The sequence below is a fragment of the Pseudomonas weihenstephanensis genome (genome assembly GCF_016812185.1).
In the GTDB taxonomy this organism is placed as follows: domain Bacteria; phylum Pseudomonadota; class Gammaproteobacteria; order Pseudomonadales; family Pseudomonadaceae; genus Aquipseudomonas; species Aquipseudomonas weihenstephanensis.
On the sequence record NZ_JAAEBV010000004.1, the window covers coordinates 76996 to 97680 of the forward strand.

Annotated in this window: 16 protein-coding genes; 8 read left to right on the forward strand and 8 right to left on the reverse strand. The window is 57.4% G+C overall.

Features of this window, described 5'->3' with window-relative positions:
• The first annotated feature begins 39 nt into the window (after nucleotides 1-39).
• On the forward strand, nucleotides 40-2817 hold the full coding sequence (locus GYN01_RS13995; protein WP_203307323.1) for a response regulator: 2778 nt from the start codon (nucleotides 40-42) through the stop codon (nucleotides 2815-2817).
• A gap of 81 nt (nucleotides 2818-2898) precedes the next feature.
• Nucleotides 2899-3495: a MarC family protein gene (locus GYN01_RS14000; protein WP_048364366.1), complete on the forward strand. Its 597-nt coding sequence runs from the start codon at nucleotides 2899-2901 to the stop codon at nucleotides 3493-3495.
• Nucleotides 3496-3543: 48 nt separating this feature from the next.
• Here the strand turns inward: GYN01_RS14000 and GYN01_RS14005 are convergent, their stop codons facing one another.
• The 8 genes from GYN01_RS14005 to GYN01_RS14040 form a co-directional block, all read right to left on the reverse strand.
• Nucleotides 3544-4158 carry a hypothetical protein gene (locus GYN01_RS14005; RefSeq protein ID WP_125828531.1) on the reverse strand — a complete coding sequence of 205 codons (615 nt, stop codon included), beginning with the start codon at nucleotides 4156-4158 and terminating at the stop codon, nucleotides 3544-3546.
• 7 nt (nucleotides 4159-4165) lie between these two features.
• Nucleotides 4166-4915 carry a hypothetical protein gene (locus tag GYN01_RS14010; protein ID WP_203307324.1) on the reverse strand — a complete coding sequence of 250 codons (750 nt, stop codon included), beginning with the start codon at nucleotides 4913-4915 and terminating at the stop codon, nucleotides 4166-4168.
• Nucleotides 4916-4939: 24 nt separating this feature from the next.
• A complete protein-coding gene (locus GYN01_RS14015) occupies nucleotides 4940-5737 on the reverse strand; it encodes a hypothetical protein (RefSeq protein ID WP_203307325.1) in 798 nt (265 codons plus the stop codon).
• A 417-nt stretch (nucleotides 5738-6154) separates the two neighbouring features.
• The gene (gene cobJ / locus GYN01_RS14020; protein ID WP_203307326.1) at nucleotides 6155-7828 is read right to left on the reverse strand and encodes a precorrin-3B C(17)-methyltransferase; all 1674 of its coding nucleotides are present in this window, start codon (nucleotides 7826-7828) and stop codon (nucleotides 6155-6157) included.
• The gene (locus GYN01_RS14025; RefSeq protein ID WP_048364371.1) at nucleotides 7825-8556 is read right to left on the reverse strand and encodes a precorrin-2 C(20)-methyltransferase; all 732 of its coding nucleotides are present in this window, start codon (nucleotides 8554-8556) and stop codon (nucleotides 7825-7827) included. The genes cobJ and GYN01_RS14025 overlap by 4 nt, the downstream gene beginning before the upstream one ends.
• Nucleotides 8556-9182, reverse strand: a complete 627-nt coding sequence (locus tag GYN01_RS14030; RefSeq protein ID WP_203307327.1) for a precorrin-8X methylmutase — start codon at nucleotides 9180-9182, stop codon at nucleotides 8556-8558. The genes GYN01_RS14025 and GYN01_RS14030 overlap by 1 nt, the downstream gene beginning before the upstream one ends.
• A complete protein-coding gene (gene cobG / locus GYN01_RS14035; protein ID WP_276325349.1) occupies nucleotides 9175-10509 on the reverse strand; it encodes a precorrin-3B synthase in 1335 nt (444 codons plus the stop codon). Before cobG ends, GYN01_RS14030 begins: the two co-directional genes overlap by 8 nt.
• Nucleotides 10510-10615: 106 nt before the next feature.
• Nucleotides 10616-15871 (reverse strand): dermonecrotic toxin domain-containing protein, encoded by a 5256-nt coding sequence (locus GYN01_RS14040; protein ID WP_203307328.1) that lies wholly within the window; start codon nucleotides 15869-15871, stop codon nucleotides 10616-10618.
• A 239-nt stretch (nucleotides 15872-16110) separates the two neighbouring features.
• Here GYN01_RS14040 and cbiE point away from each other — a divergent pair, with 239 nt between their 5' ends.
• The 6 genes from cbiE (at nucleotide 16111) to GYN01_RS14070 (ending at nucleotide 20685) form a co-directional block, all read left to right on the forward strand.
• Nucleotides 16111-17322: a precorrin-6y C5,15-methyltransferase (decarboxylating) subunit CbiE gene (gene cbiE, locus GYN01_RS14045; RefSeq protein ID WP_203307329.1), complete on the forward strand. Its 1212-nt coding sequence runs from the start codon at nucleotides 16111-16113 to the stop codon at nucleotides 17320-17322.
• Nucleotides 17315-18412, forward strand: coding sequence for a cobalt-precorrin-5B (C(1))-methyltransferase (locus tag GYN01_RS14050; protein ID WP_203307330.1), 1098 nt, complete (start codon nucleotides 17315-17317; stop codon nucleotides 18410-18412). The genes cbiE and GYN01_RS14050 overlap by 8 nt, the downstream gene beginning before the upstream one ends.
• Nucleotides 18409-19137, forward strand: a complete 729-nt coding sequence (locus GYN01_RS14055) for a cobalt-precorrin-6A reductase (protein WP_203307331.1) — start codon at nucleotides 18409-18411, stop codon at nucleotides 19135-19137. The genes GYN01_RS14050 and GYN01_RS14055 overlap by 4 nt, the downstream gene beginning before the upstream one ends.
• A gap of 209 nt (nucleotides 19138-19346) precedes the next feature.
• Entirely contained in the window at nucleotides 19347-19637 is a 291-nt protein-coding gene (locus tag GYN01_RS14060) for an addiction module antidote protein (protein ID WP_203307332.1), read from the forward strand.
• A gap of 107 nt (nucleotides 19638-19744) precedes the next feature.
• Complete coding sequence (locus GYN01_RS14065; RefSeq protein ID WP_048364379.1) at nucleotides 19745-20143, forward strand: DUF2946 domain-containing protein; 399 nt, start codon at nucleotides 19745-19747, stop codon at nucleotides 20141-20143.
• Between the two features lie 47 nt (nucleotides 20144-20190).
• A complete protein-coding gene (locus tag GYN01_RS14070; RefSeq protein WP_048364380.1) occupies nucleotides 20191-20685 on the forward strand; it encodes a copper chaperone PCu(A)C in 495 nt (164 codons plus the stop codon).

Genomic DNA, 20685 nt, shown 5'->3' on the forward strand with positions numbered 1-20685 from the left:
TAGTTATCATTAGGCTTTATTCTACGAAGGGACTTCGCCGTGCGCTGGCTCAGGATCGCCACAGGTTTTATTGTCAGTTTACTGACCGCCATGCTCATCTTTCTGCCGGCACATGCTGCCCAAGGCAGCAGCTGGTCAGTGCTCTCAGATCCTGAAGGCACCTTGCAAATAAGCGACGTGCGTTCTGCCCGATTTTCCAATCAATTCAGCCCTGTCGAACTCGATCAGCTCAAAGCTGCTGAGGCGGGAGAAGCGTTGTGGGTGCGCTTTCGACTGGTGCCCGACAAACACGAACAAATCCTGCGCGTTTTTGCCCCCGACTTGTCCCGCTTGGACATGTACGTACTTGATGATCAAAAACTGATCAACGAAGTGACAACGGGCAATAATCTGTCCCAAGCCGACAAACCACTCCCCAGCAGTGACTATATGTTGCCGCTGCCTCAAAGCAGTCACACGCTGGATGTGTACTTGCGCATGGTCTCCGATCATCAATTGCGCCCTTACATCACCCTCGACACAGCGGTGATGCTCGCGGCCAATCAGGGCAAGCCTCTGCTCTATGGTTTGTTACTGGGTTGCATGATGATGTTGGTGCTGCACAACCTCACCCGTTTTGCGTTCACCCGCTCCATCAGTAGCCTGTGGCTGGCGGTGTGTGAAGGCTTGCTGCTCAGCAGCTCGGCCTTGTTCCTGAACCTGATAGGGCCTTGGCTGCCCGAGTGGCATGGCGCGCAGACACCGGGGGCGTATCTGGCGCTGCTGCTGACCGCACCGTGCGGTTTGATGTTCGCCTACAGTTTTTTCTCGACCCGTGGTCCGCATCCACTCAACCGCCTGCTGCTCGCCGACATTCTGATCATCAGCCTGGGGGGCTTGCTGCTGCTGTTCATTGACAGCCTGCCGCTGAACCTGATGACGTATGCATTCGTCGCCCTGGCCAGCCTGAGCATTTTGCTGGTCTCGGTGTATCACCTGCAAAAAGGCTATCGCCCCGCGCGCCTGTTCGTGATTGCCATTGCGATTTTCAATATTGGCACGCTGGTGATTCTGCCCGCCCTGTTGGGCCTGACGCTGATTGCTCCCCAAGAACTGGTGCTGGCGCTGATGGCCATTGTCTGCATCAGTGGTTTTCTGATGAGCCTGGCCTTGAGCGAACGCAACCGCAGCATCACCGAGGATGCGTTCAGCATCAGCCGCGAACTGGCTGCCAGTAATGCGGAGGTTAATGCCAAAGCCGAGTTTTTGGCCAAAATCAGCCACGAGATTCGCACCCCCATGAACGGCGTTCTGGGCATGACCGAGTTGCTGCTTGGCACACCGCTGTCGGTCAAACAGCGCGATTACGTGCAAACGATCCACAGTGCAGGCAACGAGTTGCTGACACTGATTAACGAAATCCTCGACATCTCCAAACTTGAGTCCGGGCAAATCGAGCTGGACGACGTGCAATTCGATCTCAACGCCCTGATTGACGATTGCCTGAGTATTTTCCGCACCAAGGCCGAACAGCAAAACGTTGAACTCATCAGCTTCATTCAGCCACAAGTGCCGCGCGTCATTAGTGGCGACCCGACTCGCTTGCGGCAAACCTTGCTCAGCCTGCTCGAAAGCGCACTGAAGAAAACCGACGAAGGCGAAATCCTCATCGTGGTTGCCCTCGAAGAGCGAACCGGTCCGCCGCGTCTGCGCATTACGGTTCAGGACTCCGGCCAACCGATGGATGAGCAGGAACGGGATGCACTGCTGCACGCTGAACTGCACAGCAAGAACTTCCTGGCGGCCACTCGCCTGGGCGGACACCTGGGGTTGGTGATTGCCCGCCAGTTAATCATGTTGATGGGCGGTGAGTTCGGCATTAAACCCGGCCTGAGCAAAGGCAGCAGCTTGTGGATGACCCTGCCTCTTGACCCGCAGCATCTGGAGCACCAGACCTCAGACCTGGACAGCCCGCTCAAAGGGGCACGGGTGCTGGTGGTCGACGACAACGACACCTGCCGCAAAGTGCTGGTGCAGCAATGCACCGCGTGGGGCCTTAACGTCAATGCCGCCGCCTCGGGCAAAGAAGCCTTGGCCTTGCTGCGAACCAAAGCTCACTTGCGCGACTATTTCGACATTGTGTTGCTGGACCAGAACATGCCCGGCATGACTGGCATGCAACTGGCCGCCAAGATCAAGGAAGACCCGAGCCTGAACCACGACATTTTGCTGGTCATGCTGACGGGTATCAGCAATGCCCCCAGCAAGATCATTGCGCGTAACTGCGGGATCAAACGCATCCTGGCAAAACCGGTGGCCGGCTATACCCTCAAAACCACCCTCGCCGATGAACTTAGCCAGCGCAACAAAGGGCATGCCACCAGCAAACCCCAGCCTAGCCACCCGGCATTGCCGACGACGGTGCCGAGCGACTTCCGCATTTTGGTGGCCGAAGACAACAGCATTTCCACTAAAGTTATCCGCGGCATGCTGGGCAAACTGAACTTGCAACCCGACACCGCGTGCAACGGCGCCGAGGCACTGAAGGCCATGAAAGCCGAGCGCTACGACCTGGTGCTGATGGATTGTGAGATGCCCGTGCTGGATGGCTTCTCGGCAACCGAACAACTACGCGCCTGGGAAGTCAGCCATCAACGGGTACGTACACCCGTGGTGGCGCTAACCGCCCATATTCTGGCCGAGCACAAGGACCGCGCCCGCCAAGCGGGAATGGACGGCCACATGGCCAAACCGGTTGAGTTATCGCAGTTGCGCGAACTGGTCGAGTATTGGGTGGCGCAGCGTGAGCTGCGTCAATCCCAGATACAGCCTTCCTAGCTACATTACCTGTATGCCTGCCGACAGAGTTCCAACTGCCTGATAGACTTTCGGCGCCTTCCTTCGATGTGAGCTCATACCATGCTCCATGTGCTGTTCAGTGTGTATTTGAAGATGCTGGTGCTCTACAGCCCGTTCTTCGTGCTGTCGTGCTTTATCAGCCTGACGCGTGGCTACTCGAACAAGGAACGCCGCCGCCTGGCCTGGAAGGTCGCCCTCGCGACGTTGATTTCCAGCGTGTTGCTGTACTTGTTTGGACGCACGATTTTCAACGTGTTCGGCATCACCGTGGATGCCTTCCGCATCGGCGCCGGCAGCGTGCTATTCATCTCGGCGCTGGGGATGGCCCAAGGTAAATCAGCCGTGCAAACCGACAACGTTCAGCAAGACGTCACCATCGTGCCGCTGACCATTCCGTTGACGGTTGGCCCGGGCACCATTGGTGCCTTGTTGGTCATGGGCATCAGCCAGCCGCACTGGGACGACAAGCTGATGGCGATTGTCAGTATTGCCCTGGCGAGCCTGACAGTGGGCGTGGTGCTGTACTTGTCCAACCGGATTGAACGCATCCTGGGGGAGCAAGGCTTGCAGATTGTCAGCCGCTTAATGGGCCTTTTTGTGTGTGCGCTGGCTGCACAAATTATCTTTACCGGCGTTAAAGGCTACATGGTGCCTTGAACAAAAAACCGCTGCTCAAGCCCTAGAAGCCAGAGACAGCGGTTCTATTTACAGCTCAACCTCTTTAATCATTGTCGCTGCCCAGTCACCCACTACCTGCTGCACCTCAGTTCGCCGGTTTTCATATACTTTCGGTTCGAACAGAAAACTGCCGCCTTTCGCATTCAACTGCACCAAACTCAACCTTGAGTTAGCCCTTGAAGACGTGCAGGTAAGCTGCAACCCGCACACAAAAATCTGGAACTCACCGTTGCGTGTCATTTCACACGGAACACATTGATAGCGGGTTAAACGCGCCTCACCAGGAGGATTCATCAAGTAACTCAGGGCATCACGTTCCAGGTCCAAAGCAGCAAACATCGCCCCCAAATGCTGAGCCAGGGGCTGGGTACTTTCCATGCCCGCGATCTGCACCTGGTAATCACGTACTTGATGAGCATTGGAGATCAGTAAAGGCCGCTCGACTATATAAGACCTGAGGGTCAAGCCCAGGCTTAACAGCGCATATTGATAATGCGACAACCATGCCCAATCTCCGGCCTCAGCCCCCCGATTTGCAAACACTGCGGCATACAAAAGGCAATCCTGAATACCCTGTTTATGGCTTTCGGGCATACCAGGGGTGAACGTGACGAGCGTATCGCCAATTAGAGTTGCGTTCATGGGCTTGTCACCCACGGAACCTGGTTAAGTCAAGCGGCGGGTCCGGCAGCCGCGCTGAGCTCCAGGGCATCACGTATTGCCCTGGCTTATCCCCTAACTTTTTGACCACCGTGCCCCTGAGATTGGCGTAATTACGCCTACTCATCTCATACGAATACGCTTGAAGCTCTAACTTGCTTTCAGGGTCGATCACGAGTGTTTGGTTTAAAAAATCCGTGGCCAATACCGTATGCGTTGTAAAACTTAGCATCAGGGTGTGAATCACTGGCCCCACGCCCATAAGTGCAAACTTCATACACACCTGGAAGCGATCGGGTACGGGGCACTCGGTGCTCTCTAAATGCTCCGTGTGCAAGGGCCACACCGTCTGCTCGCGCCATACATTCAATGCGCGCTCTGAAGGCGGCGAGGTTTTGAGCGAGGCGACCAATGCAACAAACCCAGCCCTCACATCAGCCGTAAAAAGACCGCCACTTTGGTTTGTTACAACGTCGTCAATGCTTAAGGTTTGCACGCCGTCCAAAGCAAAGTAAGGCTCGTTCAGTCTGATCCAGTACACATTGTCCAGCATCGTCTGGCAGGCCTGCTCTCGCTCAAGGTGCTGCGACACTTGTGGGTACTTGGCTCGCGCACTCAACTGTGCCAACAACAATGAATTCGAAACATCAGCTATTTGCTGCGCGGGCATGACGTCCCCCGGCAGCGGCGCTATCACCACGCCTGCATTTACAAAAATGTGTTTAGGTTGCTTAAACATCGAGACGTCCTCGCTGACCAACTTTCAAAGTTCTATGTTTTCAATATAGTTTTTCCCCGACGCTTCAAGCTTATTAATGATGGTCTGTCGAACTACCGCGTATTGTCGTTGGTTAAGCGTGGAATTACTTGCCGCCGCGTACAGGTCAACGTTGCTGTGGTTCCATTTCCAAAAAAGGACTCTGGTCACCCGGGAGGAGGACTTGAACTGCATACACGTTTTGATCATGAGCACCCCGCCGTCACGGGTCGCGATACACGGCAGAATCTGAAAGTTGCCCGAATTCACACCCTTGGTTTCATTTTCAAACAGGTTCAGGGCTTTGGGCGTGTCTTTGAGTGCGTTTAACACTTGGGCAAGCACATCCAGAATCACCTTATTAGGCCCCACCACACTGGCAATGATTTCCAGAGCCACTTGATCCATGGTGAACGCCTGCTTAAGTCCGGTCACTTTGTGCATGGCCTCACCGGTTGTCGTCCAGCCGCACTTACTGAGAATTTCATTGTAGTAATTGAAACGCTCAACACGGTGCGTGTCTTTATTGGGGTACTTCTTGTCGACGGCCAATTGAGCAAATAACACGCCATCTTGCACATCCTGTTTCAGCTGCTCACTCAGGCCACCAACAAACGACACCACGCTGTTACCCGTCACCAGCGCACTGTCGCCGTCCGCCTCCATTGTTTTTAAAGCCGTGGCCCTGAGGGTCTTGAAGCGGGGAATCAGCGAGGGGGCTACCACGGGAAGTTCCAGACTGCTCACAAAACCAAGACGTTCCACGTCATCAATGCCGTTCACATCACTGTTTTCAATGTCCATATCATTCACCTTGTCGGCCATCATGGCCCTTAAATGTTTATTACTGCCTGCCGGATGCAGACAATAAAAACATTAGACACCCCACCTGCTTGCGTCCAATGCGCTGAATAATTAACTGTGCAAATACCGTGCAACACTTAATCAAACTTCCCTGAGTTATATATTTACCACTCGCCGGCACAACCTATGAAAACACACACTTACACACTCCCCCTGCTTTTTATTTATTCACGTCAAAATATGAAAAAACAATACACCCCGCACTTCAACACGCTCTATTACCTTAATCAGTAACTTTCGAAGACTTATTGCACGCGCACAGGCGAACATTCTGACGTCGCTACCCCATCAAAATGAATGAACTCTTTATTCAAAAATGAGAGCTATGGCCCTGTGACGGGCCATAACGTCATGAGGTCAGGGCTTATCGCCATACCAGCGTGGTGTATAGACCCACTCGCGCCCGTCAGCACGTGGGAAGGTGCAGGTGGTCGATGAGCCAATAATGACCATCGTGCGCATATCCACTTGGTCCGGCGTCAAGTCTCCCAGGGTGGTCACCCGTAACGTCTGACCCGGCCGCCCGATATCACGCCCCAACACGACAGGTGTTTGCGGTGTGCGATGGCGGGCGACGATTTCCAGCGCCACGCCCAGTTGCCAGGGGCGTGAGCGTGAAATGGGGTTGTAGAACGCCAATGCCAGGTCCGCCTCGCCCGCCAGATCCAAGCGTTTCTCGATGATGCTCCAGGGCTTGAGGTTGTCAGAGAGCGACATCACGCAGAAGTCGTGCCCCAAAGGCGCACCGGCCTGTGCGGCGGTCGCCAGCGAAGCCGATACGCCGGGCAATATTTCAAGGTCAACGCTGTGCCATTGCGGGTCGCTGGACGCGTGCAACGCCTCAAGCACTGCGGCCGCCATCGCGAATACGCCGGGGTCGCCAGAGGACACCACCACCACTGAGCGACCTTGTGCGGCCAACTCGAAGGCATGCCGGGCGCGCTGCATTTCTTCGCGATTGTCCGTGCAATGCAGCACCTGATCTGCATGAAACGGCCCGGCCATGCGCACGTACGTTTCATAGCCCAGCACGTCATTGGCCTGTGCCAGCGCTGCCTTGACCGCAGGCACCATCAGCTCGGCTGCGCCAGGCCCCAGCCCAATCACCGCCAAACGCCCGCGTGCGCGGCCTATTTGCTGGAGATCCAACGGCAAAGACGCTACCCCCAATACCACGCCATTCAGCGGATTTCGCCAGGTTAACGGCTGAGCGCAGAAGTCATCACTGGCTTGGGCAAAACGCAATGGCACCTCCCACTCAGCAGCCAGCTCATGCAGTTGAACATCTGCCATCAATGTGTCGTCGGCCACGATACAAGCCAGGGATTGCCAGGCCAGTTTCGCGTCCTGCAAGGCTTCACGTATGGCCTGAGCGCTAACCACTGTGTCCAGTCTGGCCACTACATTGCGCGGGTAGATCCGCAGCTCGTCAGCCACGGGATCGCGCTCATCACTGCCCACATGAATCGCCAGACGCGCCTGCGGACTGACCGCCAATTGCGCGCTGGCCAGCCACGGGGCGTCACCTTCAATGCGCACCGACTCACCGGCCAACAAATCTGAAACAAAACGTTTGCCCAGTTCCAGATCGCCCAACGCGTAGCCACTTGGCGGGTTCAGCAAGCAGGTCCCAAATCGCAGTTCGCCGCTGGTGGTGATGGCGGGTGCAATGCCCAAACCGACAGCGATCTTACGCGCCAGATCATTCACTCCGCTCAACCCGCCCAACAATGGCACTACTGCGCTGGCGTCTTCGGCCACCGCCAACACGGGTGGTTCGGCGCCTTTTTCCAGCAACAGCGGTGCGAGGGTGCGGATCACGATACCCGCCGCACACAGCGCAATAATCGGTGTGTCCTGCTGATACAGCTGACGCAGGTTGGCGCCAAAGTCGCTGTAGACGCGATCAGCACCGTCAACCCGTTCGGCCAGGCCATGAATCAATGCATCCGGGTACAGTTGCTGAATACGCCGTGCTGTCGCCAGGCTGCCATTGCCCAGAATGACAATGGCCGGTGCGGTACGACTCATCCTTGCCACCGTTCGCCAGGCACGATGATCAGCGAGAAGTACGGCGATGACATCGGGTCGACCTCATTGAACGGCACAACTTTCTGATTGCTCATGGTCGCGCGCTCTACGTACAGGGCACGGTCGGCCAACCCCAATTCGGTCAGGACTTCACGCACCTTATGAAAGTTGCGCCCCAGTTTCATGATGACGGCAGCATCGGCATCGGCCAAACGACGTTTGAGTTCATCGTGCGGCAAAACGCCCGACAACACTGACAGGCTCTGGTTACGGTAAACCAGCGGCACACCGAGCACTGATGCGCCACCCAACATCGAACACACACCCGGTACCACTTCGGCCTCGAACTGGTGTGCCAGTCGGTCGTGCAAGTACATGTAAGAACCATAGAAGAACGGGTCGCCTTCGCAGATCACGGCCACATCGCGGCCAGCTTGCAAGTGCTGCGCGACGTCTTCTGCGGCCTGATCATAAAAATCGCTGATCACTTGCTCATACGACAGCGGTGCGGGCAGCACTTCGGTGGTTACCGGGTACACCAGCGGCATCAAGCTTTGCGCGCCTTGCAGGTGAGCCTCAATGATGCCGAATGCGTTGCCTTTTTTACCTTTGGCCACGAAATAGGCCACCACCGGCGACTCGCGCAGCAGGCGCAAGGCTTTGACCGTAATCAGTTCAGGATCGCCAGGGCCAACACCCAAGCCGATCAAACGTCCAGGCTGCGTCATTACTCGATCTCCGTCGCCAGTGCGTTTACCGCGGCCGCAGCCATGGCGCTGCCGCCACGACGACCCTGCATGATCACAAACGGCACGCCACGGCTGTCTGCCGCCAGCATGGCCTTGGATTCGGCCGCCCCGACAAAACCGACCGGAAAGCCGAGGATTAACGCAGGCTTTGGCGCGCCGGCGTCGATCATTTCCAAGAGGTAAAACAGTGCGGTCGGTGCGTTACCAATCACCACCACGCTGCCTTCCAGGTACGGGCGCCACAGTTCAAGGGCCACGGCGGAGCGGGTGTTGCCCTGCTCTAGGGCCATCTGGGCCACACCGTCTTCTTTAAGGGTGCAAATCACCTTGTTGTTGGCAGGCAAACGGGTGCGTGTGACCCCTTCAAGCACCATGCGCGCATCGCACAAAATCGGCGCGCCAGCGGCCAGCGCATCGCGTCCGGCCTTGCCTGCACCCGGTGAGAAACGCAGGTCTTCGACAGCGTCGACCATGCCGCAGGCGTGAATCACGCGCACAGCAAGTTTTTCGAGGTCAGCCGGGATGCTGTCGAGGTTGGCCTCGGCCCGAATAATGGCGAACGAATTGCGATAGATCTCTTGACCGTCGCGGATGTAATCAATCATCGGTGTTGCTCCGTTGGCGGGCCTCAAGCCAGGCGCCTGCCGCTTCAATAGTGAGGTTGCACCCGCGCAGAACGCCAAAACCGGCGTGTTCTGGGGCGCGTAAATAGAGGTCGTAATGACCGGGCGCTACGGCCAGCAATGTGACCGGCGCAATGTGGGCAGCCGCGCAGGAACGCTGGCAGCCACTGAGGTGGATGTTGAGAGGTTGTGACAACAGGGTCGCGAGCTGACGCGCATCCTGCTTGGTGTCTGCCAAGCCTTTGGCACAGGCGCTGGACCCGGTGCAGGCGACCAGGTGCGACAGCGGATCGGTGACATCACACAGCAAGCCCAGGGCTATTAGTTGTTGGGTCACTTCGGGCGCCAGTTCGGCGCGTATATGGGGCAACAGCACGCTCTGCCATGGGGTAAAGCGCAAGGTGCCATCGCCGTAATCGCTGGCGATCTGCGCCAACCCATTGAGCATGGCCGCGTTCAATCGTCCCAACGGCGGCACAGCCCCCACATACACCCGGCCCGTTTCACGTTGTGGATACGTGCCAATGTGCAGAGGCGTCTCAGGGGTATGACGGCGCCATGCGGCCAGTTGAACTGGCGCAACACTGAGGCGTTCTGCCAATTGCTGGACGAACTGTGTAACAGGTACCTCTTTGAGCAGGTGGCGCATGCGCGTGTGCTCAGGGCGCGCCCTATCAAGGAACAGGTTCAGCACGGCCATGATCAGCTCATGCCCCTGTGCAACCGGCACTGCCGCCAATGCCGCGTCGTGTGCCGGACAACCTGCCAGACCAAAACCCAGCAGCACCTGCCCCTCGTGCTCAAACGCGGATAACCACAGATCATGCGGATGCTCAAGCATTGCCAGCGCTTCCCCCCCGTCGAGCTGAACAGCGAACTTGGCTGACAATTCGGACAACCTTGGGGTTGTTTCCAAACTGGCGAGGACCTCTTGGGCCAATGGCCAAGTGTCCAGTGCCATTGCCGGATCAATGCCCGCACTGGGGCTGAGCATCAGATTACGCACTTCATCACTGGCCGCCGTGTTCGGGCCAAGCCCCGCTGCCAGCAACGGCGCAATCAGTGCCGAATGCTGCGGGCCTACCCCGCGAATTTGCAGATTGGCGCGGTTAGTGGCTTCGATCACCCCGCTGGCATAGTGCATGGCCACATCGGCCACTGCCCGTGCCTGACTGGCTGTGATTGAGCCTCCGGCCAGTTTGACCCGACATATACCGCCGTCCATTGCCGGAACAATGCGCAGCAACCCCGGGCACCCCGAGGGGCGAACAGGCGTTTGGGACGGGGTATTTGATGAGGGTGTGTTCACGGGTTAACCAAGGCAGGCAGTACGCTCTTTGAGGGCGCGTATTATGCCTGCTTTGGACAACAGCATGAAAAGCTTGCCGGACGGAATGACAGGGGCTACCCCGACGTTACGCGGATACGGGGTAATTACGCCCCAAACGCAATAACAGCAAAACGACTGTATCGGCATTGGCCAACATTAAGTCGACGCGTTTGGCAGGATCATGTTTGAAAACCTGCCGCGCTTCTTCCAGCGTGTTCACGCCGGCAATACTTTTGACCTTCGCCTTGGCAGGTCCTGACGGTATGTCCGACCACCCCATCGTGTCGGGATCAAGCTTTTGAAAAATATGTTCGAGGGGTAATTGGGGGGTGTGGCATTGCTGGAAGGTTTCGGTCATATCTTTCAACTCACGCCCAAGAGGCTCGCTCGTGTCGAACAAGTCCAGATAGGGAAAGCCCGCGTTCAAATAATGAATGTCTTCAGTACCCAATACCTGATGCGTTATTTCGTGCAGCAGAAATGATGCCTGCAGCTGGCGGCTGACTGGAAAGGGGGGAACTGTTTGTTTCAGGTAGGGATGGCTCAACAGATACGGCTGCTCAAACACCGGGCTGAAAAACTCCTCGGTCAAGTACACACGCTTGGCTCCATCCAATCGGTTGACAAAGGCTGAGGAATGCGAACCGAATCGAGACCGGCACACCACGTACTTATTGGACGTGTGTGGCGACATTTCGGGGTGCATAAAACGCGCAAGCATGTCGTCGAAAGCGCGACTGAGCTGATCTTCCAGGGCTTGATCGACACTGCCTACATCAAAGAAACGGGAGATCCATTGACGATTTTGTACAGCCTCTGCGTCTGGCCCATGCAACGTTTGCAACGCACGCCTGCTGCGTTGCAAATAACCGATCGCCATTGAATGAGCCTCGCGGATGGCAAGTGCCTTGTGGGGGTAGCGCCGCTCAATACTTTCCATGCCAATGGCTCGGATTTCATAACTCAGCGCATTTACCGCCAGGTTGGTATAGCCGTCCAGCCGCGAAAGTACGGCGCCCCCGAACAGAAACTCGTCTGCATCTACCTCCCAGACCTGTTGAGTGTTGAGTTTGATCAATGGCCCTTCACGGTGCTCACCCATATAAATGCGCCACCGCTGGCGCCACGGGTAAATGCGAAACACTTGCCCTCGCCAGTGCACATATTTAAGGCCCGATCGCGGATCGCTGTAGATCTGGCTGTCGAGGTCCTTATTCAGGTCTCTCAGAGCAATGTCATTGGCCTGGAAAGGCGTAAGCGCCGCTTGCTGTTTTTCACGCGTGGTCTGTGTCTCAGAGGGCAACCTGCGCTGCGCCGGTTTTAAGGTCACGGTGCTGTTTTCAAGGCCAGGATGAAGCGTGCGCCGGCTTGAGGCCAACATCACCAAGGCGAGTGCAAACTGCTCAACCGATAAGACCCAGTCACCTTTTTTAAAGGACGCGACCCCTTCACGCGCCAAGCCAACACCTTGCCAAACAACGAATGGAATACTCAATTTGCCAGGCACGAACATGATTGCGGTGCTGACCACCAACGTAAGCAAATACTTAAACGACTCCCAGTCTTTCTCGGCAGTGGTTTTGGACTGCAAGGCCGCCATCGCCAACAGTAAATGGTAGTTGTCGCTGTAGAGCTGTAGAAACAGATTCCCCGCGATGGGCCGACTGGCCAGCGTGACAGGTGCCGGTGTTGACAGGTCACCCAACACCGTTGAATCGATATAGCGCGGTAAGTGTGGCTCGACAAAACCACCGTTGGCGTAAGTTTTGTGCTCACTGGCGGGCAGACGCTGCAACAGCAGGGTTTGCAACGCGGCACTGCTGTGTATATCAGCCAACACAGCCGTTTCGCTGGCATATTCGGTCAACGAAAAACGCTGGCTGTACATCACCCACAGCAGGCACGGCCCGGTTTGAGCGCCCAACGGGCCAATCATGTAAATACCGGTTGCCGGGTCCGGCTCTCGCCCGGTATCCGCTATGAGCTCCAGGGGTTTAATGATGACCGCAACATCCGTGAGCGCCTCGCGCGCTGTTCCGTCTGGGCGGCTCAGCACATGCTCCAGATAACGATAAGCGGTCTCGCTGAGCCTGCCACTGAGCTTTCCTTGCAGCCCTTGCTCCAATGTTTGCAAAACGAGCTGTTCGGCAAACTGATGCTGGCGCAAAGCGACCCCTTCATGCCCTGGGGCCAACCGGGTTTTCAACACCTGTTGGTACGCCCCCCCTATGTCCAATTTTCTGACCATACGCTTGAGGTAGCCGGCGTCCAGCGCTACCGGTAACGCGGCTCCATTGCTTGAGCGTAAAAAAATCGCCCCGCCCACCAGTCGATAAAAACCGTTGAGCGCAAACTGTGTGAGGGTCTGGACTTCACGAGAGGTGGCCGCCGGTAAAAAAGACGGTGTACTGCCAACAAGAACCGGCGCCGCATCGTAAGTATCAACCACCACCTCAATAGCATCGGGGTCAAGCACAAGGCCGGGGAAGTCTACGAGCAGGCGCGCCTTGAGGTGTGTTCTTGAATAGTCGTTGATGTCAGGAATGTCTCGCAGGTAGTAGCCTTTTCCCTGCACAACATATTGATAGCGTTGAAGCAGGTTGGCGTATTGCAGTTGCTCATCTGCCGAGGCATTTTTCAGCCAGTCAGGCAGCGAAGCCTTGAACACTTGTGCATCTGCCAAGGCTTGCGCATAACCAAATGTGACCCCGGCACGCCCCTCAACCAGCTGACTTAGCGCCATATTCTCAAACGCTTGCGCACTCATCTTTGCCTCGTGCGCGCGCAGGCACAGGTAATCGGCGTCTTTAAGCATTTTGCCAATGGCCAGGTTTTGGCTATCGCGCACAAAGTCAGATTCGATCCGGTCAAAATAAAGCCACGGCTCACGCTCTGCGGGGTGTCCGTCTTGCTGCCGGTCCAAATACGCCTCGACCAACGGTTGTTCCGCGCAGCTCACATGGTTCAGCAGCCCCCCGCGCAAGGTCTTGTCCAGCCAACGCGCCTCAAGCCCGGCGCGACAAACGTCCAGAGATTCGAACCCCTCAAAACCCAGGAGCGGCGTCCAGATAATCGCGCGACCCGCATGGATCGACTCCAACCCTCCACGCTCGGTGACCAGAAAACAATTGGCCACGGCCACTGCGTTTAGCATGCCTCCCAGTGCCAACGAGAAGCGATAAACATCGGGCACGAAATGCTTGAGAGCAGGTCGGGCAGTACTCACCGGATAACCCAGAACGGTTTTGACAATTGCCTGGTCAGTCAAACTCAGACTGTTGTCCAGATAGTTGAGGCGTACTTCAGCACGTAGCATCACCATCCTTAACATCGCCAACCGACTCGCCAGAGAGTCATCTGCCAGCGGGTTGCGCCGGGCAAAAAAGAATGCCGTTAGCTGTTGCTGATAATGCGGGGCAAAATTCTTTACCGCCTGGTCCAGCACCGTCAGCAACTTGGTCCCGCCGAATTTTTTTAGCGGCTTTACTTCGTCACTGACCTTCGATGTCACCCCGACCTGAATGTGCGCAGGATCAAGGGGAAAAGCATGGCGCCCCGTAAAATGCTCTAAAAATGCATCAACCAGCGAACTCGCACGATGCACCACTGCACCCGGGGCCTGTGGGGGCCTGTCGAAAATCTGGACCACAGTATGGGTAATATCCAGTCCAGCGTGCCCTGCTCGCATCAAGGGTTCCAACAACTGCTGTCGGGCAGCTGAACGAGGTGTTGGCCAGTGTCGCAGCAGTGCATCGCGCTGCGCTTGCACTATTGGCAGCTTGAGGCTGAGCAAGTCTGCCAGGCCGCCATTGTCGTTGCACGACAGCCTTAACCCATTGGTATTGGGCACAAAACGACTGTCCCAGCGGCCTTGGGTATTGCGCCGCAAAAATGCGGGGTCGATCAGGCCTCGAATATCAAGCGCATGGTCCAACGCCGCCAGCACTTGAGTTTGAACCTGATATTGGTGCAACAAGTAGCCAAAGTCGCGAGCTTGTTTGAGGCGAATATCCAGCATGCATTGGTCGAACACATCACCTTCGATATTTTCGACGCTCAGACGCGGCGCAGACATACCCGCCAACAACGCCTGCTGATCCAGGGGGGCGTGATGTGCAATGGACTCGTATGCCGAAGGGTCCCTGAGTGGATTTAGCACATACGCCTTGAGCCGGGCGCGAGAGGACAGCTTTGTCAAACCCGTCGATGCGCTGAACAAAAACACCTCCGAGGTTTGGCCCGGAACAAAAATCCCCAACAGTGCACAGAGCAACACCTCGGCCCCGTCCACTTGGAACACCCGTAACCGGATCGCCTGGATCTTACGGGGACCACTTGCACCGGACGCCAGCTGCTTCAAATCCAGGAACTGTTCGGCGCTTATTTCCCCGGCATGATGTGCCTGCACGGCGTGCTGAAAAAAAATATCCCTTAACCGGGCGACACAATAAGCGTGCGCGGTGGGTTTAGGTGCCTGCGCTTCGCGCCAATAATCTGCCAAAGCCTCATTCATCTGCATGGGCAGTTGCTCGGTTGCAGCCCGTAATACGCCGGTAAATCGGGTCAGCAACGTGTCATCGTCATCCTGGACATGCTGAATAAACGGGCCAGAGAATCTGTGATTCTCATCCGCCGCCAGCTGGCCCTTGACGAAAAAATCCAGGGCGACACTGCTCAGGCTGGTCACTGTTTCACTGGGCACAGAAGAATGAGCCCCCCGCCGGGTGCTGTGAACCCGAATGCTATGAGCGTCTAACGATTGCCCCGCAAACGCTCGCTCCAGCTGCACCTTCAGTTGGGCATCCAGCAAAGAACGCAAGGACGGGACAGCGACCAGTGACGCGAGTGTGTCCTCCTGACTTTGTTGCACTAAGCCAGCCATGCTCTGGCTGGCGTGAGCCTTGATCGACAATGACAAGGGTTGAGTCAGTAACTGGATCTGACCGGGTTGCGCCAACGCCGGCCGAACATCTACCGGGACCACATGCAGCCATTCAACGCGCTTGACCGGATCATCCAGTGCCTGTTCAAGCCCATGACGCAAAGCATCGACATTGACGTATCGCTCTAACCCGCCCAGTACTGTCAGTAAAAACACATATTCATCCGGGCAAGCATTGTCTCGGAGCATGTAAGCGCCAGCCAACAGCGCAGGTCGGGACTGATGTCGGGATACAAACAGGCTATTGGCCCAAAGCCCGGTGTCATCCTCAAGCACCTGTTTTAACCACGCGCCCTCAAGTGCAGTAATGACACCTGATGACTCAGCGGCCGCAAGCCCGCTGCGAAAGGTGTCTTGCAGGGACTGCGAAGCATAAAAAGAATGTCCTGTCAGGTTCATGGGGTATTCCTGAAAAAGAACTCAGACGCTACCCACCTGCGTGATCAGGCATGCGTTACATAGTTAGTGCATCAGGCGCGCTTTTGTAAGCATGTGCATATCGGTATACCCCCGTCTGCACGCTGAGCGACCACACGCAAGGGCAGCTCCGCGTCAAGCCGCGTATCATGTGGCCCTTATCGCCCGGCCTTTGATCGGTACGGCGAGCAGACAGATTGATCTTGAACATGAGGATTGGCATGGCGCCCTGGCTAACAGTTGTGGGAATCGGTGAAGACGGCTTCAGCGGTCTGGGCAAAAACGCCCGGCGAGCGCTGTTGAGCGCGAGCACAGTGATGGGCAGCCAGCGTCAGCTGGATCTGCTGCCTGTGTGTATGCGTGCCGAACGCCAACGCTGGCCAAGCCCCTTTTCACTCACGCCCGTGCTGGCGCTTCGTGGCAAGCCGGTCTGTGTGCTGGCCAGTGGCGATCCCATGCTGTTCGGCGTGGGCGCCAGCCTGGCGCGCACCGTTCCCGGCGATGAAATGCAAATATTGCCGTCACCTTCTTCGTTTTCATTGGCCGCCGCACGCTTGGGCTGGGCCTTACAGGATGTGATCACGTTATCGGTGGTGGCGCGTCCCCTCGCCGCCCTCAACGCCCACTTGCACAGTGGTGTACGCCTGCTGGTATTGAGCAATGACGCCAGCAGCCCCGCCGCCATCGCAGCGCTGTTGCGCGAGCAAGGCTTTGGGCCTAGCCGCCTGTGCGTGCTTGAACATCTGGGCGGCCCGACCGAACGACGCGTCCAGGCGTGCGCCGCCGACTGGGAAAACCCGCCCCTCGCCGATCTGAATGTGCTGGCAATCGACTGTGTGGCCGATGCCAGCGCACAACCGCTGTCGCGTATCGGCGGCCTGCCCGACAGCGCTTTCAAGCATGACGGCCAACTGACCAAACGCGATGTGCGCGCTATCACCCTCGCCCGCCTCGCACCCTTACCCGGTCAACTGCTGTGGGACGTGGGCGCGGGCAGCGGTTCCATCGGCATCGAATGGATGCGCTGCTACACCAGCTGTCGCACCGTGGCCATTGAGGCGGACAGCGGCCGCCAATCGCTGATCGAACACAACCGCGACGCGCTGGGCGTGCCCGGCCTGCAATTGATTCGCGGCAAAGCCCCGCAGGCGCTCGACGGACTGGAGCGACCGGACGCCATTTTTATCGGCGGCGGCGTGACCCGTGAAGGCGTGCTCGACACCTGTTGGCAGCAGCTCAAGCCCGGCGGGCGGCTAGTGGCCAATGCCGTAACCCTGCAAAGTGAACTGTTGCTGATGAGCTGGCGCGAACAACATGGCGGTGAGCTGACGCGCATTCATATCGCCCAGGCGCAGCCCTTGGGCGACTTCGACACCTGGCGCCAAGCACTGCCGATAACCCTTTTAGACGTGACCAAAGCCCTTGATGCGTGACGAAACCGCCGAACAACCCGCACCGCTGCGCAGCGGTCTGACCACTGGTAGCTGCGCGACGGCGACCAGCCTGGCCGCCGCCCGCCTGCTGCTGAGTGGCATAAGCCATGACGCGGTTGAAATCACCCTGCCCAAGGGCAAAGTCGTGACCATGCGCCTGGAATTCTGCCGCCTTCACACGCAGGGTGCCGAAGCCGGAACCCTCAAGGACGCAGGCGACGACCCAGATGTGACCCATGGGGCGCTGTTGTATTCGCATGTGCGCCTGCTACCGCAGGCGGGCATCTCGTTTGTCGCCGGTCAGGGCGTTGGCACCGTGACGCGCCCCGGCCTGGTGCTGGCTGTAGGCGAGCCTGCGATCAACCCGGTGCCGCGCAAGATGATCAGCGATCACTTGCTGCAATTGGCCGCAGAGCACGGTTACGGCGGCGGGTTTGAAGTCACGGTCAACGTGCGCGATGGTGAATCGCTGGCGCTCAAAACCATGAATCCACGGTTGGGGATTCTGGGCGGGCTGTCGATTTTGGGCACCAGCGGCATCGTGCGCCCATTCTCCTGTGCGGCCTACATCGCCTCAATCCATCAAGGCATCGACGTGGCCAAAACCAATGGCTATCTGCACATTGCCGCCTGCACCGGCAATGCCAGCGAAGACACCATGCGCCGCGTGTACCACTTGCCGGAAATCGCCCTGATCGAAATGGGCGACTTTGTGGGGGCGGTGCTCAAGCACCTGCGCAAAGTCCCTGTGGATAAGTTGAGCCTGTGCGGCGGCTTCGGAAAAATCAGCAAACTGGCCGCCGGCCACATGGATTTGCACAGCCGCCATTCCAGTATCGACTTGGCGCAGTTGGCGCAATGGGCCGCCGCCATTGGCGCCGACGCTGAGTTGCAAGCCGCTATCCGTGCGGCCAATACCAGCCAGCAAGCCTTGGCCATGGCCAGCGCGGCGGGCATCGCGCTCGGAGACGCTGTGTGCCAGCACGCACTCAATTTTGCCCGCAGCGTGGTGCCTGCGCAGGTGCAAGTCGAAGTCTTCGCCATCGACCGTCAAGGGGTCATCGTTGGCCACGCCGGAGCCTTTACATGACGCGCATTTTATTACTCGGCGGGGTCACCGAAGCACTGGCCATTGCCCGCACGCTGGGGCCGCAACACGTTTACAGCCTGGCGGGTATGGGCCGCGTACCCACTGACTTGCACTGCCAAGTGCGGGTCGGGGGGTATGGCGGCGCAGAAGGATTGGCACAGTACATTCGCGAGCAACGCATCGACCTGCTGCTGGATGCGACCCACCCGTATGCCGCGCAAATCAGCCACAACGCGGCCGAGGCGGCCCGCTGCTGCGCCATTGCGTGCTGGGCCTTGCGCCGCCCGGCCTGGCAGGCCCAGGCCGCTGATGACTGGCGTGAAGTTGCCGACTGGGCCGAACTGGTGGCCGCCCTCACACCGTTCAAACGACCGCTGTTTACCTTGGGCAAAGAACCGCTGGCGCACCTGCATGAGATTCCAGCCGATCAGTTCTGGACCTTGCGCGCGCTGGACCCGTATCCCGGCAATGAGCGCTGTGAAGTCATCGGCGCACGCGGTCCGTTCAGGATTGAGGACGAACGGTTGCTGTTTGAGCAGCGCCACATCGACGTACTGATCAGCAAGAACAGCGGCAGCAGCGCCACCGAACCCAAATTGCAAATCGCCCGTGAGCGTGGGGTGCCCGTGTTGATACTCAAGCGCCCGGCACTGGCGAAGGTAGACCGGGAGTTTTGGACGGTGAGGGATGTGCTGGAGGCATTGAAACAGAAAAAATATTTTTGAATGTGTAATTGATGGCGTGGGTGTATCCCGAGGGATACGATTCGCCACATGATAAATTTCGAACACACCCATGAATGCTCAAAATGGCTAAGCGCGTTAAAAGACAAGGTTGGGCAAGCACGTATTCTGGCTCGCATCCGAGCCGCAGGATTAGGCCATTTCGCTGACTGCGAGCCTGTGGGCATATGTTGGGTAATGAGGGCTGAACCATGACCGAGCAACTTACCCGTTTCGATACCGTTGATTACTTGAAAAGCCGTGAAGAAATGGCGGCCTATCTCGATGCATGCTTCGAGCAAGACCCAGGTGACGGCAGTCTGATTCGCGCTGCACTTAACGATATCGCTCGCGCTCAAGGCATGAGCCAGCTATCTCGGGACACAGGGCTGGGCCGCGAGAGCCTCTACAAAGCACTCGGCAGCAGTGGCAATCCGGAGTTCGCGACTGTCATCAAAGTCATGAAAGCACTGGGACTCAAACTGCACGCGAGCGCAGCCTGAGGCTGCGCCACGGTATCTAGCGACACTTCGCCGCACGCGCTCTTTTTACTTACGCTCACCATTCAGGCTAAATAGCCGCCTTGGTCGCGTAACTCACGGAACCCGTCATGTCACGACAACGCTTTGCATTTGCCTGGATCGCCTGCTTTGCAGTGCTATTCAACATGCTCGCCATGTCGATGGCAGGCGCGATGACTGATGCCACCTCGGCCCCCACCGAACAGTTCATGTGGAGCAGCTTTTGCACTTCTACCGGCACCCAGATGGTGGCCGTGTCGTTAGGCAAAGTTGACGCTGGCGACAGCCAAAAAGACGATCACTCGACGATGCAGCACTGCTGGTGCTGCTCAGGCTCGGCGCCGTTAGTCGCCTTGCCGGCGCATATCCCCACGCTGTATTTCGCCGCCATCGAGCATGGCCACAGCCTGATCGCCGACCACCTGAAGCGCCCCACCCCGCGCCAGCAATGGCCGAGCCTCAACCCCCGCGCCTCGCCTCTGGTCTGATTCAGCCTCGCAACCCCTTTGCGTTTGAATCGTTCCGGAGAACTGCCATGTTGAACCTGTCACTGGTCAAGCACGCCCTGATTGCGGCGGCTGTGTTATTGCCTGCCTGCTTTGCCAACGCCCACGAATATAAAGTCGGCGCACTGCAAATTGCTCACCCGTGGTCACAAGAGTTGCCACCGAATGCGCCCACTGTGGCGGCGTATTTCGTCATCAAAAACACCGGCAACAGCGCTGACCGTTTGCTGAGTGCCGAGACGCCAATTGCCGAAAAAGCCGAGATTCATGAACACGTCATGCAGGGCGACCTGATGAAAATGCAGCATGTGCCCACGGTTGATATCCCGGCAGGCGGCACTCTCACGTTCGCGCCAATGGCCTATCACGTGATGCTGTTCAACCTCAAAGACCGCAGCCTGCTGCAGGACGGTAAACACTTCCCGCTGACCCTGAACTTTGAAAAGGCAGGTGCGGTGCACGTGGACGTGAATGTGCAAAAACAACCCCCAGCCGCCAGCATGGAACACCTGCACGCCCACTAA